Annotated in this window: 21 protein-coding genes; 20 read left to right on the top strand and 1 reads right to left on the bottom strand. The window is 53.6% G+C overall.

What is annotated here, in order from left to right; genetic code table 11:
• Positions 1–26 precede the first annotated feature (26 nt).
• Positions 27–1,193, top strand: a complete 1,167-nt coding sequence (locus H581_RS34395; RefSeq protein WP_051250913.1) for a class I SAM-dependent methyltransferase — start codon at positions 27–29, stop codon at positions 1,191–1,193.
• 74 nt (positions 1,194–1,267) lie between these two features.
• Here H581_RS34395 and H581_RS0117995 read toward each other — a convergent pair whose 3' ends face one another.
• Positions 1,268–1,504, bottom strand: coding sequence for a DUF2626 domain-containing protein (locus H581_RS0117995; RefSeq protein ID WP_028611238.1), 237 nt, complete (start codon positions 1,502–1,504; stop codon positions 1,268–1,270).
• 266 nt (positions 1,505–1,770) lie between these two features.
• Between H581_RS0117995 and H581_RS0117990 the strand changes: the two genes are divergently transcribed.
• The 19 genes from H581_RS0117990 (at position 1,771) to H581_RS0117900 (ending at position 24,582) form a co-directional block, all read left to right on the top strand.
• Positions 1,771–2,421, top strand: coding sequence for an RsfA family transcriptional regulator (locus H581_RS0117990; protein WP_028611237.1), 651 nt, complete (start codon positions 1,771–1,773; stop codon positions 2,419–2,421).
• Between the two features lie 199 nt (positions 2,422–2,620).
• Positions 2,621–3,658, top strand: a complete 1,038-nt coding sequence (locus tag H581_RS34390) for a ketopantoate reductase family protein (RefSeq protein WP_051250911.1) — start codon at positions 2,621–2,623, stop codon at positions 3,656–3,658.
• Positions 3,633–4,034: a DUF3397 domain-containing protein gene (locus tag H581_RS0117980; protein WP_028611236.1), complete on the top strand. Its 402-nt coding sequence runs from the start codon at positions 3,633–3,635 to the stop codon at positions 4,032–4,034. The genes H581_RS34390 and H581_RS0117980 overlap by 26 nt, the downstream gene beginning before the upstream one ends.
• 144 nt (positions 4,035–4,178) lie before the next feature.
• Positions 4,179–5,819, top strand: coding sequence for a bacillithiol biosynthesis cysteine-adding enzyme BshC (gene bshC / locus H581_RS0117975; protein WP_028611235.1), 1,641 nt, complete (start codon positions 4,179–4,181; stop codon positions 5,817–5,819).
• 50 nt (positions 5,820–5,869) lie between these two features.
• Positions 5,870–7,135 (top strand): adenosylhomocysteinase, encoded by a 1,266-nt coding sequence (locus tag H581_RS0117970; protein ID WP_028611234.1) that lies wholly within the window; start codon positions 5,870–5,872, stop codon positions 7,133–7,135.
• A gap of 141 nt (positions 7,136–7,276) precedes the next feature.
• Entirely contained in the window at positions 7,277–8,287 is a 1,011-nt protein-coding gene (locus H581_RS34385; protein WP_051250909.1) for a DUF4349 domain-containing protein, read from the top strand.
• Positions 8,288–8,423: 136 nt separating this feature from the next.
• Positions 8,424–8,861 carry a division/cell wall cluster transcriptional repressor MraZ gene (gene mraZ, locus H581_RS0117960; protein WP_028611233.1) on the top strand — a complete coding sequence of 146 codons (438 nt, stop codon included), beginning with the start codon at positions 8,424–8,426 and terminating at the stop codon, positions 8,859–8,861.
• A 30-nt stretch (positions 8,862–8,891) separates the two neighbouring features.
• Positions 8,892–9,842 (top strand): 16S rRNA (cytosine(1402)-N(4))-methyltransferase RsmH, encoded by a 951-nt coding sequence (gene rsmH, locus H581_RS0117955; protein WP_028611232.1) that lies wholly within the window; start codon positions 8,892–8,894, stop codon positions 9,840–9,842.
• A 13-nt stretch (positions 9,843–9,855) separates the two neighbouring features.
• Entirely contained in the window at positions 9,856–10,257 is a 402-nt protein-coding gene (gene ftsL / locus H581_RS0117950) for a cell division protein FtsL (RefSeq protein WP_028611231.1), read from the top strand.
• Between the two features lie 98 nt (positions 10,258–10,355).
• The gene (locus H581_RS0117945) at positions 10,356–12,539 is read left to right on the top strand and encodes a penicillin-binding transpeptidase domain-containing protein (protein WP_245600058.1); all 2,184 of its coding nucleotides are present in this window, start codon (positions 10,356–10,358) and stop codon (positions 12,537–12,539) included.
• A gap of 135 nt (positions 12,540–12,674) precedes the next feature.
• Entirely contained in the window at positions 12,675–14,615 is a 1,941-nt protein-coding gene (locus tag H581_RS0117940) for a stage V sporulation protein D (RefSeq protein ID WP_028611229.1), read from the top strand.
• A gap of 77 nt (positions 14,616–14,692) precedes the next feature.
• Positions 14,693–16,180 carry a UDP-N-acetylmuramoyl-L-alanyl-D-glutamate--2,6-diaminopimelate ligase gene (locus H581_RS0117935; RefSeq protein ID WP_028611228.1) on the top strand — a complete coding sequence of 496 codons (1,488 nt, stop codon included), beginning with the start codon at positions 14,693–14,695 and terminating at the stop codon, positions 16,178–16,180.
• Complete coding sequence (locus H581_RS0117930; RefSeq protein WP_028611227.1) at positions 16,177–17,589, top strand: UDP-N-acetylmuramoyl-tripeptide--D-alanyl-D-alanine ligase; 1,413 nt, start codon at positions 16,177–16,179, stop codon at positions 17,587–17,589. The genes H581_RS0117935 and H581_RS0117930 overlap by 4 nt, the downstream gene beginning before the upstream one ends.
• 4 nt (positions 17,590–17,593) lie before the next feature.
• Complete coding sequence (gene mraY, locus H581_RS0117925) at positions 17,594–18,550, top strand: phospho-N-acetylmuramoyl-pentapeptide-transferase (protein WP_028611226.1); 957 nt, start codon at positions 17,594–17,596, stop codon at positions 18,548–18,550.
• Positions 18,551–18,630: 80 nt separating this feature from the next.
• The gene (murD, locus tag H581_RS0117920) at positions 18,631–20,061 is read left to right on the top strand and encodes a UDP-N-acetylmuramoyl-L-alanine--D-glutamate ligase (protein WP_028611225.1); all 1,431 of its coding nucleotides are present in this window, start codon (positions 18,631–18,633) and stop codon (positions 20,059–20,061) included.
• 46 nt (positions 20,062–20,107) lie between these two features.
• On the top strand, positions 20,108–21,205 hold the full coding sequence (spoVE, locus tag H581_RS0117915) for a stage V sporulation protein E (protein WP_028611224.1): 1,098 nt from the start codon (positions 20,108–20,110) through the stop codon (positions 21,203–21,205).
• Between the two features lie 292 nt (positions 21,206–21,497).
• A complete protein-coding gene (gene murB / locus H581_RS0117910; protein WP_028611223.1) occupies positions 21,498–22,403 on the top strand; it encodes a UDP-N-acetylmuramate dehydrogenase in 906 nt (301 codons plus the stop codon).
• A gap of 15 nt (positions 22,404–22,418) precedes the next feature.
• Positions 22,419–23,687: a UDP-N-acetylglucosamine 1-carboxyvinyltransferase gene (gene murA, locus H581_RS0117905; RefSeq protein ID WP_028611222.1), complete on the top strand. Its 1,269-nt coding sequence runs from the start codon at positions 22,419–22,421 to the stop codon at positions 23,685–23,687.
• Positions 23,688–23,811: 124 nt separating this feature from the next.
• Positions 23,812–24,582, top strand: coding sequence for a cell division protein FtsQ/DivIB (locus H581_RS0117900; RefSeq protein WP_028611221.1), 771 nt, complete (start codon positions 23,812–23,814; stop codon positions 24,580–24,582).
• Positions 24,583–24,606: the final 24 nt, after the last annotated feature.

The raw sequence follows: 24,606 nt of genomic DNA, 5'->3' as shown, positions 1-24,606 counted from the left end.
TACATTTGGAAAAGGATGAACTCATCATGAAGGATAACGCGCTTGCAGCTTTCATTTCCATGCGAATTGCGGCATCGCCGGCGGCCGGCTGGCGCTTCGATGCGCAGGGCGTCAAGCATACGGAGCGTTGCGTCTCCTTCCGGGAATATATGAGCGACTGCCTGTATCACCCGGAATACGGTTATTACCGCACGGGGGTCATCCGCATCGGCAAAGCCGGCGACTTCTATACAAGCTCGGGGATCGGACGCATATTAGCGGAGGTATTAGCCCGATATTTGAATGAATTTGTCCAAGCTGCACCTGAGGGGTGGAATCCGCTTCAACTGATTGAATGGGGGGCCGGAACGGGCAGGCTCTCGGCACAAATCGCCGCCGCAGGCAGCAGGCTGAGCGGTAATTGGAATGAGCGATTTCTTCCCGTACTCATCGAGGACCATCCGAAGCATGCGGCTGCAGCCCGGGAGAGCTTCAAGAGCGAAGCGTTACTTCCATCTCCGGTCATCGTCTCATCGGAAGAAGCCTGGTCAGCGGATTGGCTCGGGCATCCGTCGATAATATTGGCTAACGAGCTGTTCGACGCATTCCCGGTGCATCGGATTCAGCGCTTGAACGGCGAGCTGGTCGAGCTTGGAGTCGCGGGCGATGTAGAGCGAGGGCTGTACGAGGTGTTTATGCCGCTTACGGAACCTAGAATCGGCGGTTGGCTGGAGCGGGACGGAATCCGGTTAATCGAAGGCCAGAAAACGGAGGTGCACGCCGAAGCGGCCGATTTCCTGGAGAAGCTTGCGAAGAGGATGACTAAGGGACGTCTGGTCTTGATTGATTACGGGCATGAAGCCGCTGAATATACGGCCGAGCACCGGATGCTGGGCACGCTGATGTGCTACTGGCGGCATCAGGCAAGCGACAGCCCTTATGAGAGGATTGGCAGGCAGGATATCACCTCGCATGTGCCGTTTACGTTTATTCAACAGACTGCGGCGGAGAGCGGGTGGAGAATGGTCAGCTATTCGAGCCAGAAGCAATTTTTAATGGACAACGGGGTTCTCGAAATGCTTCAAAACCATAACGGCTCAGACCCGTTCGGCGAAGCGGCGCGAACGAATAGAGCGGTCAGGCAGCTTCTGCTCAGCGATCAGATGAGCGAGGCGTTTAAAGTGATGGTTTTGGAAAAGGATAACAGCTTATAATATCTTGTCATAAAAAAACGGCGTCCACTCTGCACGAGGGACACCGTTTTTTGTGTACTTGAACGAACGAACTTCTAGAAAGGCAAGTCCATTTTGAAGACCGACCAATACGTAAAGCCTACGAATGAAAGGACCATATATCCCCAGAACATAACTATGTAGGTTCTCTCGGAGAAATTCAAGTAGCCCAGAAATACGAAAGCAACGGCCTGCGCGAAAAACAAGAGCGCAAATTCCGTCATGTGGCCTGCGAAAGCCATTAGTCCGATTACCAGGGTCCAAAAGCCGAGTACCCGATACATGCGCGCCATGATAACATCCCCCTTTCGCTTGCGACCCGATTTTCTAATGATCATTATAACGTTTGAAGAAAAAAGTGTAAACTGTCATCGGTGACGAAATCGCAAACTTTTTGTCTGCGAAGCGGTTCCTTCATGTAGTTTGCGCGAATATCAGACCTAACATGTATGAGTCCGAGAAAAAATGGTTATACAAATTAGTATCCAATAGATTCTATGAACTCTACCAAGGGCATAGAGATAAAGTAAGCGCCTTTACGTTAGGAGGTTTTCGTTGCATGACAGCAGTCAGACAAGATGCGTGGAGTCCGGACGACGATTTAATTCTCGCCGAGGTTACGCTGCGCCATATTAGAGAAGGCAGTACACAGCTTGCCGCATTTGAAGAAGTAGGGGAACGAATCGGAAGAACATCCGCAGCGTGCGGTTTCCGCTGGAATAGCTGCGTCCGCAAACGGTATGAGGATGCGATTCAGATCGCCAAGCAACAGCGTCAAAAACGCAATTACTTGAAAAAACAAACGGTTGTCGCAACGCCGCAAGTTTCATCGATTGGCGTATTTGAAACGGATGAACGCGGATTTAGGCAGGACGCCGGCTCGATCGAGGAAGGTATTTCCATTGACGCGGTTATTCGTTTTCTGCGGGGATGGAAAACAACTTATCAGGATTTAACCAGACAGATAAAGCTGTTCGAGAAGGATCTGAAAGACAAAGAGGAAGAGCTATATCGATTGCGTGAGCAGAATGAGAGATTGTCTAAGGAAGTAAACAATGTACAAACGGATTATCGCGCAGTCAATGACGACTATAAGACATTGATTCAAATTATGGATCGCGCGAGAAGATTAACCGTGTTAACGAATGACGAGGAAGCGAAGCCAAGATTCAAAATGGATGCGAACGGCAATTTGGAACGTATTGAATAAGTTATTATGAACAATAAGCGAGGCGCACCGGTGACCGGTGCGCCTCGCTTATTGTTATTTAACCGTTAGAAGACCGGCATTATGGAAGTTGCAATATTTTCGGCCTATTTGATACGATGGGTGCAATAACGGCCAATGGAACAATGAGGAAACACGATAACTCGATAGAAAGCGAAAGCCTTAAAGAGAGGGGTACGACGTGATATTCGATGTAATCGGCGGCGGTTCGCTCGGATTGCTGTTTGGCGGCAGGCTGGCGCAGGCGGGAGCGGATGTGACGGTTTGGACGAGAAGCCGGGAGCAAGCGGCAGAGCTTAAGGCTCAAGGCATTAGATTGCAGGCGTTGGACGGCGGCGAACGAGTCGTCCCCGTTAAGGGTAATTGGGTTGAACATGCTGCCGCAAGGCGTCATCCGGAGGAAAGAGGAACGAATGCTGCAGTCCGCTTTATCCTGCTGACGGTGAAACAGACGGATTTGAACGATCGATTACTGGATCAAATAAAGGCTTTGGCGGGGAAGGGGGCCGAAAGCGCCAAGGGGGTCGTCTGTCTGCAAAACGGAATCGGTCATTTGGAGCGCATTCAAGTCTGCTTGGACGCTATCCCCGTCATTGCCGCAGTTACGACCGAAGGGGCCAGACGGTTAGATGCAAGGACAGTCGAACATACCGGAACGGGACAGCTATGGCTGGGTCATTGGGGGGGACAAGACGGAAACGGGAGCAAACCGGAAGAATTGAACGAAAGCTTGCAAAAAATGTTGATTCCTACGCTGCAATCGGCAGGATTTACCTCCTTTTTGTCGAATGACATGGAAGATCGTATTTATAACAAGCTGTTAATAAATGCGGTAATTAATCCGCTCACTGCGCTGTTTGACGTTACCAACGGGGAGCTGCCCGCCCATCCGGCCCGCAGGACGCTTATGAAGGCGTTGTATGAAGAAACGGCTAATGTTCTCAGGCAATCGGGCATAGCTGCAGATGAAGACGGCTGGAAGCTCATCCTGGATGTGTGCGGGAAGACGAGCGGGAATGTGTCCTCCATGCTGGGCGACGTTAGAGCAGGAAGAAAGACGGAAATTGATGCGATTAACGGCGGCATTATTGCGATGGCCCGAAGCCTGGCGCTTCAAGTCCCGCTGAATCAAGCGGTTACCGCTTTCATTCATGCGCTGCATAAGAGTCCGAACACGAAAGGAGTGAATGATCTTGGAGACCATCTGGGAAAGCATTAAATATTTATACGCTTACTTAGCCGTGCTTCCCGTCATTCCTTTCGCCGTCATCTGGTATGGCTACGGAGCGATCGTCCAGGACCGCAAGAAAGCGTTCCACTTGGCCATGGATATTACGACTGCGCTGCTCATCGGCTGCGTGGCTGTCTTGTTTGACAATATATTCGGCAGTCATTTCGGTTTATACGGCATCCTGCTGTTCATGATATTGGGCGGCGGATTGATCGGGAATGCGCAGTTTCGCAAACGCGGAAGCGTTGATGCCAAAAAGATTTTTCGCGCGGTTTGGAGACTCAGTTTTTTTTCGATGAGCTTTCTTTATATTGTGTTTATGATCATCGCAATCGGCATGAAGATTTTCGCATCGGGTGCCTAGCGCCGCCAAGCAGACACCTCTACCGGATTGGAGGTGTTTTTGTTTTGACGGCTGCCTTTCCCTTTGTGTACAATGACGAGGGTAAGATTAATTCATATAGAGTCGCTTGGTGCGACTGGGAAGCGGGAGGTTGCTGGCTGCGCTATGAGAACGGAAACCTATTCAATGCCGGGCGCCCAGCCTTTGACAGAGGCGTATATCCACCGGACAGACAGCCGTATCGATTCATTATACGGTTATTATGCCGGGGCCGAGAAGGACTGGGAAAGACGGTTAGAGCGTTTAGATAGAAGCGGGGCTGTCAGGGCAAGCGCCGCAGAGGCAGCGGACGTGCTGCGCATATATAATGAGAAAGCAGGCGCTTCGCCAGAGACTTTCTCGAACATTTCGGCGATTGCGGAAGGAGCGCCAGTCGTCGTCGGCGGTCAGCAAGCCGGCTTATGGACCGGGCCGCTGCTTGTCATACATAAAGCCGTCTCCATTATCGGAGCAGCCAATTCAGCCGCTGAACAGCTCGGGAGACCGGTCGTTCCCGTGTTCTGGGTTGCGGGCGAGGATCATGACTGGGACGAAGCGAATCACGCTTATGTCGTTACGGCGGAGCAGGAGCTCCGCAAGCTTGCGGCGGCGCGCCCTGAAGGATCGCGGACATCGGTCAGCCGGACGGCTATCGCGACAGGGACATGGGAGCAATTGCTGAGCGAGCTGGAACAAGCGCTTCCGCACTCCGAATTTAAGCCGGCGCTGCTTGAGGAATTAAGCGGGATGGCTCAGAAAGCGAATTCCTTATCGGATATGTTCGCCATGATCTTGAGCCGATTGTTCGGCGAACAGGGCCTGGTCCTGATTGACGCGGATGACGAGAATGTCCGCCGCTTGGAAGCCCCGATGTTCCGTTCCATGATTGAGCGTAACGATGAGCTGGAAAGGGCCTATACCTCGTCGGCTGAAGAGATTAAGCGGCTTGGCTACACGCTTCAGGCGGATGTTACGCCGGGAAGCGCGAATTTGTTCCTGTTCCGGACGGAGAACGGGAATGAACGAACGCTGCTGCACAAGCGGAACGGCATGTATCAGGACCGCAAAGGCCAATTCGAGCTTTCGGCCGGCCAGCTGCTGCAGATCGCGGATGAGCAGCCGCTGCTGCTTAGCAATAACGTGCTGACCAGGCCGATCATGCAGGACTATTTGTTTCCGGTGCTCGCGACAGTCTTAGGTCCCGGCGAGATCGCGTATTGGGCGTTGACGGGGGAGGCTTTCCGCGTGATGGGGATGGAGATGCCGATTATCGTGCCCCGTATGTCCTATACGCTCGTGGAAGGGACAATCGCCAAAAATATGGATAAATACGAGCTGTCCTTCGAGGATGTGATGACCCGTTTCGAGGAGCGCAAAGCAGGTTGGCTGAAGGAGCAGGACGGCTTGTCCATCGAACAGCGGTTTGACGAAGCGAGGGCATCCTTCGAGGAGCTGTATAAACCGCTTCTGACGCTGGCGGCAAGCATCCAGCCGGGGCTGTCCAAGCTTGGAGATACGAATCTGCAAAAAATCGTGGAGCAGATCAATTATATGGGATCGAAGACCGTAGATGCCTTCAATAAGCAGTTCGAAGCCGCGACAAGGCAGTTCGACCGCATTCAGCTTGCTTTGAAGCCGCTTGGAAAGCCGCAGGAGCGCGTATTGAATATGGCATCGTACTGGAATCGATATCAAACGGCATGGGTAGGAAAATTGCTTGAAGCCCCTTATAGCCGCACTGGCGGACACCAGATCGTTTATTTATAAATCGGCACGGCATGGATGCAAAATATTTTATCCAGGAGGGATTCAGTACGATGAGTACAGCAGAGAAAAGCATCATCGCCGATTTATCGTTGGCGCCTGAAGGACGTTTGAAAATCGATTGGGTACAGGCTCATATGCCGGTATTGAATACGATACGCGAGCAATTTGAGAAGGAACAGCCGTTCAAAGGGCTAAAGGTTACGATTGCGCTTCATTTGGAGGCCAAAACGGCGTATCTGGCTAAAGTGGTGAAGGCCGGCGGCGCGGAAGTGACGATTACCGGCAGCAATCCGTTATCCACGCAGGACGATGTATGCGCCGCGCTGGTAGAGGACGGCATTACGGTGTTCGCGAAATATAATCCGAGCCCGAAGGAGTTTAAGGAGCTTAACATTAAAGCGCTTGAGTGGAAGCCGGATCTGATTATTGACGACGGCGGAGACCTGGCGACTATACTGCACTCGGAACATCCGGAGTTCGGGGAAAATCTGCGCGGGGGCGCGGAGGAGACGACGACCGGCATTATCCGCCTGAAAGCCATGGAGAAGGACGGTTCGCTTCGTTATCCGATGGTCGCCGTCAACGACGCCTATTGCAAGCATTTATTCGATAACCGTTACGGAACGGGCCAATCGGTATGGGACGGCATTAACCGCACAACAAACCTGGTGGTTGCCGGCAAAACGGTTGTCGTCGTCGGCTACGGCTGGTGCGGCAAAGGGGTGGCGATGCGCGCGAAGGGTCTTGGCGCCAATGTCATTGTCACGGAGATCGACGCGATCAAAGCGGTTGAAGCCTACATGGACGGCTTTGCGGTTATGCCTATGATCGAAGCGGCCAAAGCGGGAGAATTCTTCGTGACGGTTACGGGCAATCGCGACGTGATCCGCGGCGAGCACTATGCGGTCATGAAGAACGGCGCGATCATTTCCAATGCAGGCCACTTCGATGTGGAGGCGAACAAGTTGGAGCTCGCGGCATTGTCCGATAGCGTTCGTACCGTTCGCCGCAACATTGAAGAGTATAAGCTGAAGGACGGACGCAGCATCTACCTGTTGGCGGAAGGCCGTCTGGTTAATCTGGCGGCCGGCGACGGGCATCCTGCGGAAATTATGGATATGACGTTCGCGCTGCAGGCAGTTGCGTTAAAGTACGTGAATGAGCATTATCAACAGATCGGTCACAAGGTCGTTAACGTGCCGTACGAGCTGGATGAGCGGGTGGCCAGATTGAAGCTGGAGTCGCTTGGCTTCGGCATCGATAAGCTGACGGATGAGCAGATCGCTTACTTGGACAGCTGGAAAGAAGCCGAATAACGGGTTGCAGGGGCAATACGGAAGAAAACCGCGAGCGATCGCGGTTTTTTTGTTGGGCAAAGAAATGATACATCACGAACGATCCTGTAACCTTTTATTGCCCATCAACGTCTGAGAGGGAAATAATAAGGGGGGATATCCTTGTATAAACACAAAAAAAGGATGTATCTATGGGCAATCGTTATTCTTGTCACCGGTTTGCTGGCAGGCTGTTCGGCGAGCAATGAAGATTCGGCGGCTAAATCGGAGAGTGCGGCCGGTAACGGCGCTGCACTGTCACAAGAAGCGGGAGCTGCGAAAAACGACTCGCCCGGGGAATCGGAGGCGCTTGGCGATGCCTTTGCTAATGGTAAAGAAACAGGAGCTGAAACGGCATCGGGCGGTGGTTTTGCTTCGGACACGCTGCCCGTTACGGACGGGTATAATCAAAAAGTCATTTATTCGGCGTCGTTGAACATGCAGGTAGATGAATTAACGACTGCAGCCGCGTCGCTTCGCAACGCGATTCAGCTAAGCGGCGGCTACATTTTGCAATTTCAGGATACGAGACATGACGGCGAGATCGGTTCGAGCTACACGATCAAGGTGCCCGCAGCCGGGTTCATGTCCTTCATTGACCGGGTGGAGCAAATCAAGCACCGCAGCTTCGAACGGAAAATCGCGGGCAAGGATGTATCTGAGGAATACGTTGATCTGGCGTCCAGGCTGAAAGCCAGACAGCTGGTGGAAGAGCGGCTGCTAAGCATGATGGATCAAGCGGTGAAAGCCGACGATTTGTTGAAGTTCTCGCAGCAGCTCGGCACCGTGCAGGAGGATATTGAACGGATCAAAGGTAGAATCCGATATTTAGATAACAACGTTGCCTTCTCCACCGTGGAGCTGCGCATGTACCAGACGGATCAATCGATCGTGCAAGTAGGCGAGGGGGATCCGAATTTGGGAACCCGCTTGTCGGAAGCGTTGTCCGGAAGCGCGAAAGCGGTGTGGGAAGGGGTAAAGCTGCTGCTTGTCGTCGCGGCGGGAGCGCTGCCGGTATTGGTTGTCCTTGCGGTTATCGCCGTGCCGGCGGTATGGCTGAAACGCCGCTGGAAGCGTGTGAATAAACCAAGTGCTGCAAAATCCGAAGACGAACAGCAGCCGCCTTCGCCATAATCATTAATAGGATGAATTATTTTTGAAAAATCCTGCTCTCAGAGCAGGATTTTTATTTTAGGTGGCGAACTACTGTATCTAGGTGGGGAAAAGTGGGGCAAAGTGGTGGCATAGGGGGAAGGGGTGGGGCGAACTCATGTTTATGGGTGAATATCAACATAGCATTGATGAGAAAGGCCGCATTATTATTCCTTCGAAATTCCGCGAATCGCTTGGGACCTCATTTATTGCAACCCGCGGTTTGGACAATTGTTTATTCGTCTACCCGATGAGCGAGTGGAGCGTGCTGGAGCAGAAACTCAAGTCGCTGCCGCTTATGAAATCGGATGCCCGCGCCTTTACCCGCTTCTTCTTCTCCGGCGCAACCGAATGTGAGCTGGACAAACAGGGAAGGGTAAACATACCCAGCCATCTTCGCGAATATGCGAAGCTGGATAAGGAATGCATGGTGCTTGGCGTGTCCGGACGGGTGGAAATTTGGAGCAAGCAAACATGGGACGGCTATTACGAGCAGTCCGAGCAAGCCTTTAACGAAATCGCGGAGAAGCTCGTCGATTTCGATTTTAACTTCTAGAATTGACAACAAGAACGGGAGGGCTGAAGCGTGTTTCAGCATATTACAGTGCTTTTGGAAGAGGCGGTTGACGGTTTGGCTGTTAAGCCGGACGGAGTCTATGTCGATTGTACGCTTGGAGGAGCGGGTCACAGCGAGCTGATTGCATCCCGCCTGGGCGAGGGAGGCCGCTTAATCGCATTCGACCAGGATGACTGGGCGCTGGATAACGCTCGCAAGCGGCTTGCCCCTTATATGGATAAAGTGACGCTGGTACGCAGCAATTTTCGCGATTTGGAGCAGGAGCTGAGAGGCTGCGGCGTCCCGATGAATGACGGAGTGCCTCAAGTAGACGGAATCCTGTTCGATCTTGGCGTCTCCAGTCCGCAGCTGGACGAAGCGGAGCGCGGCTTCAGCTACAATCACGATGCGCCGCTCGATATGCGGATGGACCGGGAGGGAGACTTGACGGCGCACGAAATCGTTAATACGTGGGAGGAACGTGAAATCTCCCGAATTTTGGACCGGTACGGCGAAGAGAAGTTTGCCCGTTCAATTGCCCGCAACATTGTGAAAGCGCGGGAAAAGGCGCCGATTGAAAAAACAGGCGAGCTGGCGGAGCTGATCAAGCTGTCGATACCGGCGGCGACAAGGCGTACGGGCCCGCATCCGGCGAAGCGTTCCTTTCAAGCCCTCCGCATTGCCGTCAATGACGAGCTGGGGGCCGAAGAGGAAGCGCTCGAACAGACCGTACGATGCTTGAAACCGGGCGGCAGAGCTTCCGTCATTACGTTCCATTCGCTAGAAGACCGCATATGCAAGCAAATTTTTGCGAAGTTCGTAGAGAAATGCACTTGTCCGCCGGATTTTCCGTTATGCGTCTGCGGGAACAGCGGCACAATAAAATTAATTAATCGGAAACCGATATTGCCAAGCGAGGAAGAGCTTGAGCTCAATCCGCGCGCAAGATCGGCCAAACTTCGAATAGCTGAAAAATTGTAAAGGGGGATTTGAATTGGCGTACATTAATGGCAATTTGGCGCTGCAGCCGAAGCGTAAGCAAAACCAGCAAACGGTAGTTAAGGAAACGAAGAAAGTCGTCGTCACCCGCAAATCGATTCCGGTACAGGAGAAGCTATTGTACATGTTCACGGTGCTTGTTTGCGTTGCAGTTGCCGGCGTCATTATTTTCCGCTATGCTCAAATCTATGACATGAACGTTGAGATCAAGAAGCTTAACAGCGACTATCAGACGATGACGGTTGAGATGGAAGATTTGAAGAAGCAGGTCGAAATGCTCAGCGACCCGGAACGGATCCGCAGGCTGGCGGAATCGCATGGTATGGTCAGCTCGCTGGACGGCGGAATCACCGTGATGACCGGCAATAAAGAGACGAAATCGGCATCGGACGAATAGGGTGAATAATGATGATTAAACGAATCAGATTACGGACATTGTTGTTTGGAGGGGTAATGACCCTCCTTTTTCTCATTTTAATCAGTAGAATCTACTTTGTGCAGGTTGTGCAGGGCGCATTCTGGTATGGAGAAGCGAAGGAACGCTGGTCCGCGGCCGAGGTGCTGTCCGCCAAGCGGGGTTCGATTACGGACCGGAACGGGAATATACTCGCGATGGACACGATCGCTTATAATATCGCGGTCAATCCCCGGGTAATCCATGACGCGGATATCGAGGATGAGATTGTGGACGGGCTGAATAAGATTTTGGGTAAGCCGAAGGAGGAGCTGCGCAAGCTTGTAACGGCGAAAAATGCGGAAGGGAAATATTACAGCAATAGGGAAATGCGCGAAGGCGGCTGGGGAATCGATAAATCGCTTGCCGATCAAATCAAAGAATTCCGCGAACAATTATCGAAAGAAAAGGAATTATCTGATGTCGGCATTTATTTGACGGAGAGCTTGAAACGTTATTATACGAGAAATACGCTGGCCTCGCAGCTGGTCGGATATTTGGACAAAGAGGGCAAGGCCCTGAGCGGCATTGAAGCGTTCTATGACGAGCAGCTCAGAGGCGTGGACGGTTGGATCAAATATGAGAAGGACGGCAAAAGAGTCCAGCTGGCCGAAGGCGAGGTTGATTTTCAGCCGGCCGAGAACGGCCAGGACATCGAGCTCACCATTGACAGTGACATTCAATATTACGTAGAGGAAGCGCTGCAACAGATCGTGAAGGAATATAATCCGAAGAGCGCGACGATTATTGCGGCCGATCCGAATACGATGGAAATATTGGCCATGGCGAATGTGCCGACCTTTAATCCGAATGAATTTTGGAAGAGCCCTTATGCGAATTTTTATAATCATGCGATCAAATCGTTGTACGAGCCGGGCTCCACGTTCAAAATCGCTACTCTCGCGGCTGCGGTGGAGGAAGGCGTGTTCAATCCGGACGAGATGTTCAAATCGGGGAGCATTAAGCTTCAGGGAATACCAAAGCCGATCAACGATATCAAACGCGATGGCTGGGGGACGATCTCGTTCCTGGACGGGCTGAAGCATTCGAGCAACGTTGCCTTCGTTAAGCTGGGTTATGAGCGGATAGGCGCGGATAAGCTCCGCGATTATTTCTCTAAATTCGGATTCGGCCAGAAGACAGGCATTTCGCTTAGCAATGAACTGGCAGGCGTGATTAATCTTCAATATCCGAGTGACGTTGCCAGAGCGACGTTCGGTCAAGGCAACGTATTGGTGACGCCGATCCAGCAGGTGGCTGCCGTAGCGGCTGTGGCGAACGGCGGAGAGCTGCTTCAGCCTCAGATCGTGAAGAAAGTGACGGATCCGATAACGAAAACGACAACGGAAATCGAGCCGAAGGTCATTCGCAGAGTCATCTCCGAGGAAACCTCGAAAAAAGTCGGCGAATATTTGGAGCAGGTCGTATCCGACCAGGATAAGGGTACCGGTAAAAACGCGTACATTGAAGGTTACCGCGTAGCAGGCAAAACGGGAACGGCGCAAAAGGTTGTAAACGGCAAATACTCGGCCGATAAATTTGTTGTATCCTTCATCGGATATGCGCCTGTCGAAGATCCGAAGATCGTTGTCTACGTCGTCGTTGACGAGCCGAATGATCCATTGGTGGGCGGCGGTAAAGTTGCCGCGCCGGCTTTCAAGCAGATCGTGCTGAAGAGCCTGCGCAAAATGGGCGTGCCGCCTAGCCGGGAAACCGTTCCTGATTCCGGTAAGAAGGAAGCGACCGTAGAGGTTCCAGATCTTTCGAAGCTAAAGGTCGCTCAAGCAAAGGCGGAGCTGGCGGCATTGGCGATTAATTGCGAAATGGTTGGCAACGGGGCGACCGTGTTGCAGCAAATCCCGGCCGCAGGATCGGCGATTCATCCGACGCAGCGCATTTACTTAATTACGGAGCAGAGGGATAAGCTGGTGATTCCGGACTTGACGGGCGTCTCGCTGAGGGACGCCCTCGAGATCGCGTCATTGGTCGGCATCCGTCTTATTCCGGAAGGACAAGGCTTTGTCGTCTCCCAGAAGGAAGAAACGTTAAACCATGTGAAGGTTTTAAAGGTCGTTCTCGCTCCGCCGCTCGGTGCGGTTACGGAATCGGAGGGCGCCGGAGGCGAAGCCGATCCGTCGGCTGACGGCAGTACGGCGGAAGACAATACGGAAGCTGCCGGTGAAAATAACACAGACGATTCCGCTGACGACGAGGCGGAAGGGTAGCGCACTGAAGTCGTGTCTGCCGAGTAAGGCAAGAGTCACTAAAGCTTGTTCTATCCTCCGCTTGTCCCGAATAGGCTGGGAATGAGCGTAAGCGTACGCTCCACGCGAACCAGTCATGCGGAGGAGGAGCAAGTAATGAAGGTATCCAATGTGACAGTCAGGCGCCGTTTATTTATAATTCTTATTTTGGCCGGAGTATCGTTTATGGCCTTGTGCTTCCGGCTTGCTTATGTGCAGCTCTGGCAGGGCGAGGAGCTGGCCGGCAGGGCGGAGGACTCCTGGAGGCGGAATATTCCTTATGTTGCAAAACGGGGGGAAATCGTCGACCGCAACGGGGTGCAGCTTGCCTATAACGTGAGCGCACCTACGGTCTATGCGATTCCGGTTCAAATAAAGGATCATCAAGCGACGGCCGCGGCGCTGGCGCCCCTGCTCGACATGTCGCAGGAGACGATTCTCAAAAAAATCAAAAGCAAGGAAATGATCGTAAAGCTGGGTCCGGGCGGCCGGAAAATTACGATCGATAAGGCGGAGCAAATCCGTCAGCTTGGGCTGCTGGGGGTTGTGGTCGCCGAGGACAATAAGCGTTTTTATCCGTACGGCAGTCTCGCCGCGCATGTGCTGGGCTTTACGGGCATTGATAATCAGGGCTTAACGGGAGTAGAAGCCAAATACGATTCCTTGCTAAGCGGAATTGGCGGAAGCGTATCGTTCTTGTCGGATGCCGCGGGGCGTACGATGCCCAATTCTTCTGATACCTATGTCGAGCCGAAGGACGGCCTCACCATGAAGCTGACGATCGACAAGGACATCCAAACCGTCATCGAGCGGGAGCTTGACCAGGCAATGGCGAGACTGCTGCCGGACGGCGCGATCGCGATTGCGATGGATCCGAACAATGGAGAAATTCTGGGCATGTCGAGCCGTCCTACTTACGAGCCGGATAAGTACCGCGAGGTGCCTTCGGAGGTTTATAACCGCAATCTTCCGATTTGGATGACGTACGAGCCCGGATCGACCTTCAAGATTATAACGCTGGCAGCCGCTTTGGAGGAAAATAAGGTCGATTTGAAAAATGAACGTTTCTTCGATCCCGGCTTCATCGAAGTCGGCGGCGCCAAGCTGCGCTGCTGGAAGAAAGGCGGCCATGGCAGCCAAACCTTCCTGGAGGTCGTCGAGAACTCCTGCAACCCGGGCTTCGTCACGTTAGGCAACCGGTTAGGGAAAGTTAAGCTGTTCGAGTACATTAAAAATTTTGGCTTCGGCACGAAGACCGGAATCGATATCGGCGGCGAAGAGAACGGCATTCTGTTCAAGCTCAGCCAGGTCGGACCGGTCGAGCTGGCGACAACCGCCTTCGGCCAAGGCGTCTCGGTAACGCCGATCCAGCAAATTACGGCCGTCTCCGCAGCCATTAACGGCGGCACGCTATACAAGCCTCATGTCGCAAAGGAATGGATTAACCCCGAAACGGGCGCAATTGTGGAGACGGTTGAACCTGAAGCGGTGCGCCGTGTCATCTCGGAGGAAACGTCCAAGGAGGTGCGGGAGGCGCTCGAAAGCGTCGTCGCTCAAGGCACGGGGAAAAACGCGTTTATCGACGGTTATCGCGTCGGCGGCAAGACAGGAACGGCGCAGAAGGTCATAAACGGACGCTACTCTCCGAATGAACATATTGTATCGTTTATCGGCTTCGCGCCGGCAGATGATCCGCAGATCGTCGTGTACGTAGCGGTTGATAACCCGCAGGGCATCCAGTTCGGCGGCGTCGTCGCCGCGCCGATCGTCCACAACATCATGGAGGATGCGCTCTCTATCCTGGAAGTTCCGCCGCGCGAGAAGCAAATCGAGAGGGAATACACATACGGGGAAATTCCGATTGTAACGGTTCCGAATCTGGTCGGCAAGACGGTAGCGGAAATCTATGAAGACTTGAATATGAATTTCAATTTGACAACGGCAGGTTCCGGCAAAACGGTCATTCGCCAAGCGCCCGCAGCGGGCACGAGAGTTGACCGCGGCTCCACCATCCGCATCTATTTGGGCGAAGACGATAATATATCCCACTCCCACTGACTATAATTGTAGTTAACGAGAGCGCAGCTGACGGCATATAGTAAAACCGTTAGCGCTTAAGAGAGGGGTTGTAGCAGATGCGATTGAAGGAAGTTGCTAAGCTGCTTATAACGTCGCGGCTCGTTGGCGATGGGGAGACGGAATTGACCGGAATCGGGAATGATTCAAGAACCATCCAGGCAGGCCAATTGTTTATTTGTTTGAGGGGACACCGGGTAGACGGGCACTTATTTGCACAGGAAGCGGCAGCAGCCGGCGCGGCCGCCATCATAGCGGAGAGAGAGCAAGAGGTAAACATTCCGCAGCTCATCGTACGGGACGCGAGGCTGGCCATGGCCGTTGTCGCAAATCATTTTTACGGCTATCCCAGCCAGGACGTCAAGCTGATCGGCGTTACCGGCACGAACGGAAAAACGACAACGACTTATTTAATCGAGCAAATCCTAAACGATCAGAATAGGGCGACCGGCGTCATCGGCACGATCGAGCTGCGGTATGCGGGGCTGTCCTTCCCGATGTCAAGCACGACGCCGCAGACGCTGCAATTGCAGCAGTATTTGAGCCGCATGCGCGACGCCGGCACCGAATACTGCGCCATGGAGGTTTCCTCGCATGCGCTGGAGCAGGGCCGGGTGAAGGGCTGCCGCTTCCGGACGGCCGTATTTACGAATTTATCCCAGGATCATCTGGATTATCATGAAACGATGAGCCGGTACGCGGCGGCGAAAGGGTTGTTCTTCTCCCGTTTAGGCAATGCATATAAAGCGAAGGAAACCGAGCGTTCATACGCTGTACTTAACGCGGATGATGAAGTCGCCGCTGCGTACGCAGAACTTACAGCCGCCGATGTCGTAACCTATGGCATCGATCATCCCGCCGATGTCCGCGCGTCGAATATCCGTATAACGGCGAAGGGAACAACCTTTCGCGTCAGCACGTTCCGGGGCGATGCGGACGTTACGCTCCAGATGGCCGGCAAGTTTAATGTTTATAATGCATTAGCGGCCATGAGCGCAGTACTAATTGAAGGGGTAGAGCTTGAAGCGATAACCTCCAGCCTAAGCTCTATTCCCGGCGTGCCCGGACGCGTTGAGGCGGTCCATGCCGGACAAGACTTTGCCGTTATTGTCGACTATGCTCACACGCCGGATGGACTCGATAACGTGCTGAGAGCGGTAAGGGAGTTCGCCGAGAAACGGATTATTTGCGTATTCGGCTGTGGCGGCGACCGTGACCGGACCAAACGTCCGTTAATGGGAGCCATAGCGGCGGCGCATGCCGAGCATATGATTATTACCTCCGATAATCCGCGCACGGAAGAGCCGGAACGCATTATGAAGGATATCGAAGCGGGACTGATAAATAGCAATATTAACCATGAAAAATACGAGTTAATCGCCGACCGCAAGGCCGCAATTCAAAAAGCGGTTGAAATGGCAAGCCCGGGCGATGTAGTATTGATTGCGGGGAAAGGTCATGAAACCTACCAAGACATAAACGGCATCAAGCATCCGTTCGACGATCGAATAGTTGCGAAAGAAGCGATAAGGGGAATCATACATTGATTAAACGTACGATCAAGCAAATAGCCGAAATGAGCGGCGCTAAATGGAATGGAAGCGATCCTGAGCTTCTAATATCGGGTGTGACGACCGACTCGCGGCAGGCAGGGGCGGGTCGGTTGTTCGTGCCTCTGGCCGGCGAGCGTTTCGACGGCCATGATTATTTGGAGCAGGCTGTTCAGAACGGAGCGGCGGCTGCGCTGTGGCAGAAGGGGCGCGAAGTGCCGGAGGGACTCGCGGATGTTCCGCTGCTTATCGTGGGAGATACGCTGGCCGCGCTCCAGCGTCTCGCTTCGGCTTACCGCAGCGAGCTCGTCGTCCGCGTGGTCGGCATTACGGGAAGCAACGGCAAAACGACGACCAAGGATATGACGGCCGCCATCCTCGGCACGACTTATCGGGTGCGTAAAACGGAAGGCAATCTGAATAACCATATCGGATTGCCGCTTACGGTTCTCGGGCTGGACGAGGAGACGGAGGTTGCGGTACTGGAGATGGGCATGAGCGGATTCGGCGAGATTGAGCTTCTGACGAAAATCGCTCAGCCCGACGCCGCGATCATCACGAACGTCGGGGATGCTCATTTGCTGCACCTCGGCTCCCGAGCGGGAATTGCGAAGGCGAAGCTTGAGATTGCCCAGGGCTTAAGCGAGGACGGGCTGCTGCTGTACAACGGCGATGAGCCCCTGCTGGAGTCGGAGCTTCACCGGGCCGTTCTTCCCGCAGGCATCGTTCGCCGGACGTTCGGATTAAGCGAGCGTAACGAATGGTCGGCTGCCGATATTACGATCGGACCGGAGGCGTCGTCGTTTACGACGCTGTATAACGGCACGCCGAGCGGGATGGGTACCGTCCGCATTCCGGTTCCCGGCCGGCATAACGTAAGCAATGCGCTGGCAGCGATAGCCGTCGGACGATTCTTCGGCGTTCCCGCCGCGAAGATCGTTGAAGGACTTGGCGGCATGAAGCTTACGGGCATGCGGATTCAACCGGTTCGCGCCTTTAACGGGGCAATGATTCTCAATGACGCATACAATGCGAACCCAACCGCGGTAAAGGCGGCTGTCGATCTTGTCGAACAATTAGACGGCTACCGCCGCAAATGGATTGTGCTTGGCGATATGCTGGAGCTGGGACCCGAAGAACAGGAGCTGCATTTCGATGTCGGCGCATATATTACGCCGTCAAAGGCCGATGCCGTGTTTACCTACGGACCTTTGTCGGTACATACCGCAAAGGGTGCGGGCTCGCGGTTTCCAAGCTCGGCTTCGGAAGCCGTCATCCATTTTGACGATAAGGAAAAGCTAGCGCAGCGGCTTCGCGCCGAGCTGCGGCCGGAGGACATTGTGCTGATCAAAGGTTCGCGCGGCATGCGGATGGAACAGATTGTCCAAGCTTTAGAGGTGGGGTGACGTTATGGACATGATGGTCATTTTATTTTCGATCGGAGCTTCGTTTTTGCTGGCGGTTTTGATGGTGCCATTGTTCATTCCGCTGCTCCGGCGTTTAAAGTTTGGTCAGCAGATCCGTACGGAAGGCCCGCAAAGCCATTTGAAAAAGAGCGGAACGCCGACGATGGGCGGTATTATCATTATGTTCGCGCTCATGATCGCCTTCTTGAAATTTTCCGATAAAACGGCCGAATTTTGGGTGCTCCTTACGGCATCTCTGGGCTTTGGGCTTGTCGGCTTTCTGGATGATTATATTAAAATCGTATTCAAGCGGTCGCTTGGCCTGACGGCCAGGCAGAAGCTGTTCGGACAGCTGCTCTTTTCGATTCTGGTCTGCGCTATGCTGTATAATATGAACCACAGCACGGAAATTACAGTTCCCGGTACAAGCTGGGGCATGGATCTGGGTTGGTTTTATTATCCGTTAGTAGTCATTATCATGTTCGCCGCGAGCAATTCGGTTAATTTCACGGACGGGCTCGACGGCCTGCTTGCCGGCACCAGCGCGATCGCGTTCGGCGCGTTCACGATCGTGGCGCTGCAGACCTCGGCCCATGAATCCGCGGTTTTCTCCGCCGCAATGGTCGGCGCCGTGCTCGGCTTTCTTGTATTCAACGCCCATCCGGCCAAGGTGTTCATGGGAGATATGGGCTCGCTTGGCATCGGCGGCGGTATTGCGGCAGTGGCTATCCTGACGAAGACCGAGCTGCTGCTCATTATTATCGGGGGCGTTTTCGTGCTTGAGATGCTGTCGGTCATTTTGCAGGTAACGTCCTTCAAACTGCGCGGCAAGCGGATTTTCAAGATGAGTCCGATTCACCACCATTTTGAATTGATCGGCTGGTCGGAGTGGAAGGTCGTGACGGTGTTCTGGCTCGTCGGACTTGTTCTGGCGGCTGCCGGTCTGATGTTTGTCATTTAAGCTTGTCCAAATGCAAGTCGAGCAGACGGCTTCCGCATAAGCGGAGCCGTTTCATGTATCCATAGAAGGGACTGTCAGTTATGAACCATCCGGCAACTTATCAAGGCAGCCGAGTAGTCGTATTAGGCTTGGCCAGAAGCGGGGTCAGCGTTGCGAAAGTATTTCATCAATTAGGCGCCGACGTCTTCGTGAACGACAAGAAAGAACGCGAATTATGCCCCGAAGCGGATGAACTCACTGCTTTGGGCATTTCTGTGCTATGCGGTTATCATCCGGATGATCTGATTACGGAGGATACGGCATTGTTAGTCAAAAATCCGGGCATTCCATATTCGGCGCCGCCAGTGGCGCAAGCCGAAGCGATCGGCGTTGAGGTCATTACGGAGGTGGAGGTTGCCTATTGGCTCTCGCCTGCGCCGATCATCGGCATCACGGGCTCCAATGGAAAAACGACAACGACTACCTGGATCGGCGAGCTGCTGGAATCTGCCGGCATGAAGCCGATTGTGGCCGGCAATATCGGACGCCCGCTCTGTGAGGCGGCGCTCGAAGCGGCGGAGGATCAATGGATCGTTGCCGAGCTGAGCAGCTTCCAGCTGAAGGGAACGGATGCATTTCGTCCCCGCATTGCGCTGCTGTTGAACATTGCGGAGACGCATCTTGATTACCATGGCGATATGGATGACTACGTCAATTCCAAAGCGAAGCTGTTCGATAACCAGACGCCGGAGGACACGGCCGTGATCAACTGGGATGATCCGGAATGCCGGGCATTATCCGCGCTGCTCGCAGCGGAGCTTCTCCCGTTCTCCCTGTATGAGCGATTGGAGACAGGCGTCTACATAGATCCCCCGTTTCCATTGGACCCGGAGGATAAGGGGGGGCATACGGTTAGGCAAATTATGTTCCGTCAGGCTGACGGATCCGAAACGGCGATATTGCCGGTAGACGAGCTCGGTATTCCAGGGCGCCACAATGCCGCTAACGCGCTGGCTGCCGTCGCGGCATGCTTGGCGGCGGGAGTGCCGCCGGAGCAGCTTATAGAGCCTCTGAAGCAGTTTAAAGGCGTCGAGCACCGGCTGGAGTTCGTTCGCGAGGTGAACGGCGTGAAATATTATAACGATTCCAAAGCGACGAATCCTGCGGCGACGAAGATGGCGGTGCGTTCGCTCGCCGCTCCGATCGTACTTGTGGCTGGAGGACTTGACCGAGGCTCGGATTACATGGAGCTCGTTCCGCTATTCCGCGACCGCCTGAAGGGGCTCGTTGCGTTTGGCGAGACACGGGAGAAGCTGTCCCGCGCGGCCAAGCTCGCAGGTTTAGCGAGAGTGGAAATCGCCGAACCTAGTGAGGACGCCGAATCCGTCCTCCGGCAAGCGGTGAAGCAAGCCGCGGCCATGGCGGAGCCCGGCGACATCGTCCTGCTGTCGCCGGCGTGCGCCAGCTGGGATATGTTTGCTACCTATGAGCAGAGAGGGCGCATTTTTAAGGATTCGGCGCATACCTTGTAAGTAGGGGGCATGTCCCTACTTTCCCATGCTAAGAGGTGTGTTCGCTATGGCCAAAGCGCGTTCTGCCCCGGATATTTGGATGCTTGCCGCAATAGGGCTGATTCTTGCAATCGGATTAATTATGGTGTACAGCGCAAGCGCTGTCCTTGCTTTTCATGAGCACGGAGACCGATTCTATTTTGTGAAGCGTCAGGCGCTATTTGCCGCCTTAGGCATCGGCGCATTAATTTTTACGATGAATACGCACTACACGACCTGGAAGAAATGGGCTCCGATCGCGCTGCTCGTCTGCTTCGGGCTGCTTGTGCTCGTGCTTATTCCCGGCGTCGGCGTCGTCCGCGGCGGCGCTCGCAGCTGGCTCGGCATCAGCTCCTTCGGCATTCAGCCTTCCGAGTTCATGAAGCTGGCCATGATTCTGTTTCTGGCGAAGTGGCTATCCGAGAAGCAGCAGACGATTACCCACTTCACGAAAGGGCTCATGCCGCCGCTCGGCTTGGTCGGACTAGCCTTCGGACTCATTATGCTTCAGCCGGACTTGGGAACGGGAGCGGTCATGGTGGGAGCGTCGCTGCTGCTTATTTTCACGGCGGGCGCCAGACTGACTCACCTGGGCGGTTTAGCGATGATCGGGGTTGCAGGTTTTGTCGGGCTGATTATTGCGGCGCCTTACCGGCTGAAGCGGATCACCAATTTTCTTGATCCCTGGGCCGATCCGCTTGGCGGGGGCTACCAAATTATTCAATCCTTGTTCGCGATCGGGCCGGGCGGCTTGGTCGGTCTCGGACTCGGCATGAGCCGGCAAAAATACAGCTACCTGCCCGAGCCGCAAACGGACTTTATTTTCTCGATCCTGGCGGAAGAGCTTGGCTTCATCGGCGGAACGTCACTGATCTTATTATTCTTGATCGTCGTATGGCGCGGCGTGCGCGCGGCAATCGCGGCTCCCGATACGTTCGGCAGCTTGCTGGCTGTAGGCATAACCGGCATTGTCGGCGTACAGGTTCTTATAAATGTCGGTGTTGTCATCGGGATGATGCCTGTTACGGGGATAACGCTGCCGCTCGTCAGCTACGGCGGATCATCACTGACGCTGTTGTTGACGGCGCTTGGCATATTACTTAATATTTCACGATATTCAAGATGAGAAATTATTCATAGGAATGAAACGGGGCGGTTCCCGGGGGAGAAAGACAACCCTGAGAGCTCCCTGACTGAAACAGGATGAGAGTGCGATTGAACGCGGATCGCGGCGTATGGGCCATTGTCACACAAGAGCCTACATGGGCATAAGATACTCTATATTCGTGACCGTCGCCCGAAAGGCGGTTGTTGCAGCTGAAATGTCCGGCCGCGCGGCTCCCGTGCTGCCCGATCCGGCATTTGCGAATCGTTCGATACTCATCCCCATTGCTAGTTCCGAAGGAGGATTCAACGAGATGGATGCATTTAAAGCGGAATTGGAACAAGCCGGCATAGGCGAAATATTGTACAATGAACCGCTCTCGAACTATACGACATGGAAAATCGGCGGACCTGCCGACATCCTTATCCTCCCCGCAGGCAAAGAAGAATTAGCCTTAGCTGTCCGCTTGTTCCGCAAGCACGGGATTGCTTGGACTAATTTGGGCCGGGGCTCCAATATGCTGGTGAGTGACAAAGGGATTCGCGGAGTTGTAATGAAGCCGCACAAGGGATTAGATTATGTGCGTTTCGAAGGCTCGCTAGCGGTCGCCGGCGCTTCTTATTCGTTCATTAAGCTATCGGTTATGGCGGGGAAGGAAGGGCTGACCGGACTTGAATTCGCGGGGGGAATTCCAGGTACGGTAGGCGGCGCCGTCTATATGAACGCCGGTGCGCACGGATCGGATGTGTCACGTATTTTTAAGTCAGCTGAGATTGTACTGGAAACAGGAGAATTGGTTCGCTATGAAAAGGACGATATGCGGTTTTCATACCGGCATTCCGTGTTGCAGGATCAAAAGGGAGTCGTCGTGGAGGCGACCTTTGAGCTTGCGGAGGGTGACCGGAAGGAAATAGCAGCCGCAATGGCCTCTCATAAGGATAGGAGACGAAAGACGCAGCCGCTGCAGCTTCCAAGCGCGGGCAGCGTATTCCGTAATCCTCCGAACGATCATGCCGCCCGGCTTATTCAAGAGGCGGGGCTTAAAGGCGTACGCCGCGGCGGCGCGCAGGTTTCCGAGCAGCATGCCAATTTTATTGTAAACACCGGGCAAGCGACAGCTGAAGACGTTCTCGCCCTCATCGCTCATATTCGAAGCACTGTGCAGGATCGCTTCGGCATCCTGCTGGTACCGGAAGTATTGGTGGTGGGCGAGCGGTAATTCGGAGGTGATACATTGGACAAATTGGTGATTGAAGGCGGGAAACCACTCTCAGGAACCATAGTTATCCAAGGAGCGAAAAATGCCGCTTTGCCGATACTGGCTGCCAGTCTGCTGGCCGAAGGCACCATTACGATCGATCATGTGCCTGATTTGCTTGATATCGATGTCATGCTGAACATTTTGCGCGAACTAGGATGCCGCGCCGAGCATACGGGAGGCACGGTTGTGCTGGATACAGAAACCGCACATACTTCCCATGTGCCGGAATCGTTAATGAGACAGATGCGTTCTTCTATTTTTCTAATGGGGCCGTTATTAGCCAGGTTTGGCGAAACGCAAGTTTATCAGCCGGGCGGTTGCGCAATCGGCGAACGTAAGATCGATCTTCACCTGCAGGGACTGCAAGCGCTTGGCGCGGAAATAGAGGAATTGGGTAACCGGATCATATGCCGCGCGGATAAACTGACCGGAGCCGATATTCATTTAAGCTTCCCGAGCGTCGGCGCAACGGAGAACATTATGATGGCCGCTGCTCTGGCCGAGGGACGGACGACGATCAGCAATGCCGCACGCGAACCGGAAATTCAAGATTTGCAGCGTTTTCTGATTACGATGGGCGCGAAGATTATGGGCGCCGGAACGGATACCATAACGATAGAAGGGGTACAGTCGTTAACGCCATGTCGTTACAAGGTGATTCCGGACCGGATCGTAGCAGGGACGATTATGGTAGCCGCTGCCGCGACGCGCGGTCAAGTAACCCTCCAAAATACGCAACCTGCGCACTTAACCTCCCTAATTCACGTTCTGCGCCGTGCAGGTGTTCAAATTGTCATCGACGGTGATATAATTAAAGTCGGCAGCGCCGCCAGACCTAAGGCGGTCGAGAGGATCGTAACGTCTCCGTACCCCGCTTTCCCTACGGATTTGCAATCGCAACTCATGGTGCTGCTTACGCTCGCCGACGGAGTGAGCGTACTGAAAGAAACGATTTTCGAAGGCCGGTTGAAGCATGTGGATGAACTGATCCGGATGGGGGCCGATATTCGCGTGGATATGAATGCCGCTTTCATTCGCGGCGTGCCTCGTCTCTATGGAGCTACGGTCGAAGCGACCGATCTGCGGGCAGGCGCCGCGCTTGTTATTGCCGGACTGGCCGCGCAAGGAAAGACGGTCGTTGAGCAAATTCATCATATCGATCGGGGCTACGACAAAATCGAAACCATGTTATCGAGGCTTGGAGCGCGTATTTCGCGATACTCGCCGGTGCCTAATAATTAATGATATGCAAATGAGCAGCAAGATAGAAACTACCGGCTTCCCTCGCTTAGCCTTACTTTGTAAGCTGAGACGATCTTTCCGAAGGGGAACGCCGGATGTTTTTTGGTAAAGGAAGGGACGAGTTATGAGCGCTCAGATGCCTGTATTAAAAGAACCTGGCCGAAAGCGAACGGGAAGCCGAAAGCTGATCATTATACTCTTTCTATTATTTATTGCTCTACTGGCCGTTTTATTCTTTAATTCTTCGATTAGCAAAATTTCGGAAATTCAAATCGATGGAACGAGATTCGCCACCAAGGAGGAAATCGGACAAGCAGCCGCCGTTGCTGTCGGGGACGCTTTTTTCGGCACCTCTTCCGGAACGATCGAAGAAAATATTAAGACGCTGCCGCAAGTGAACCAGGCAAAGGTGACGAAGGTTTTTCCAGGCGTATTCAAAATTGCGGTGGAAGAATTTCCGGTCGTCGCTTTCGAGTTGTCAGATCAAGGAGAGATGACTGCGCTATTGTCGAACGGCACAAGCGTAAGCGCAAGCAACGATCAACTGCTGCTGGTAGACAAGCCTGTGCTTTCCGGTTGGTCTCCGGATGATCCGATTAAGGCGGAGTTGACGACGCAGCTTGGCAAAATCCCCGCAAAACAGCTTTCGGACCTGTCCGAGATCATTCCTTTTCCGTCAAAAGCTTATCCGGACCGGATCGTCATGTTTACAAGGACAAAGTTTGAGGTTATTACAGCCGTATCCGTCTTGCCTGACAAGATCGAAGCGCTGAATGCCGTCATTGAAACCCAGGAGCCTGGAAAGATTACGATGCTCCTTGCCGACACCTATGTTCCGTTCCAGCCGGAATCTCCAGAAAATATGGATGCGGAGCAAAAAGAGACTACTCAATAGCTTGAAAGAATGGTAGAATTTTAG

The organism is Paenibacillus harenae DSM 16969 (genome assembly GCF_000422465.1).
GTDB classification, from domain to species: Bacteria; Bacillota; Bacilli; order Paenibacillales; family Paenibacillaceae; genus Pristimantibacillus; species Pristimantibacillus harenae.
Note: the sequence above shows the minus strand (reverse complement) of the source record. Positions and strands in the feature narration are given on the sequence as shown.

Bases quoted from the DNA above. Each gene is read 5' to 3' on its own strand.
- murB (WP_028611223.1), top strand. From the start codon at position 21,498: ATGGATGCATTTAAAGCGGAATTGGAACAAGCCGGCATAGGCGAAATA.
- mraZ (WP_028611233.1), top strand. From the start codon at position 8,424: ATGTTTATGGGTGAATATCAACATAGCATTGATGAGAAAGGCCGCATT.
- H581_RS0117995 (WP_028611238.1), bottom strand. From the start codon at position 1,504: ATGGCGCGCATGTATCGGGTACTCGGCTTTTGGACCCTGGTAATCGGA.
- H581_RS0117935 (WP_028611228.1), top strand. From the start codon at position 14,693: ATGCGATTGAAGGAAGTTGCTAAGCTGCTTATAACGTCGCGGCTCGTT.
- bshC (WP_028611235.1), top strand. From the start codon at position 4,179: ATGAGAACGGAAACCTATTCAATGCCGGGCGCCCAGCCTTTGACAGAG.
- mraY (WP_028611226.1), top strand. From the start codon at position 17,594: ATGGACATGATGGTCATTTTATTTTCGATCGGAGCTTCGTTTTTGCTG.
- H581_RS0117990 (WP_028611237.1), top strand. From the start codon at position 1,771: ATGACAGCAGTCAGACAAGATGCGTGGAGTCCGGACGACGATTTAATT.
- H581_RS34395 (WP_051250913.1), top strand. From the start codon at position 27: ATGAAGGATAACGCGCTTGCAGCTTTCATTTCCATGCGAATTGCGGCA.
- spoVE (WP_028611224.1), top strand. From the start codon at position 20,108: ATGGCCAAAGCGCGTTCTGCCCCGGATATTTGGATGCTTGCCGCAATA.
- H581_RS0117970 (WP_028611234.1), top strand. From the start codon at position 5,870: ATGAGTACAGCAGAGAAAAGCATCATCGCCGATTTATCGTTGGCGCCT.
- murD (WP_028611225.1), top strand. From the start codon at position 18,631: ATGAACCATCCGGCAACTTATCAAGGCAGCCGAGTAGTCGTATTAGGC.
- H581_RS0117900 (WP_028611221.1), top strand. From the start codon at position 23,812: ATGAGCGCTCAGATGCCTGTATTAAAAGAACCTGGCCGAAAGCGAACG.
- H581_RS0117940 (WP_028611229.1), top strand. From the start codon at position 12,675: ATGAAGGTATCCAATGTGACAGTCAGGCGCCGTTTATTTATAATTCTT.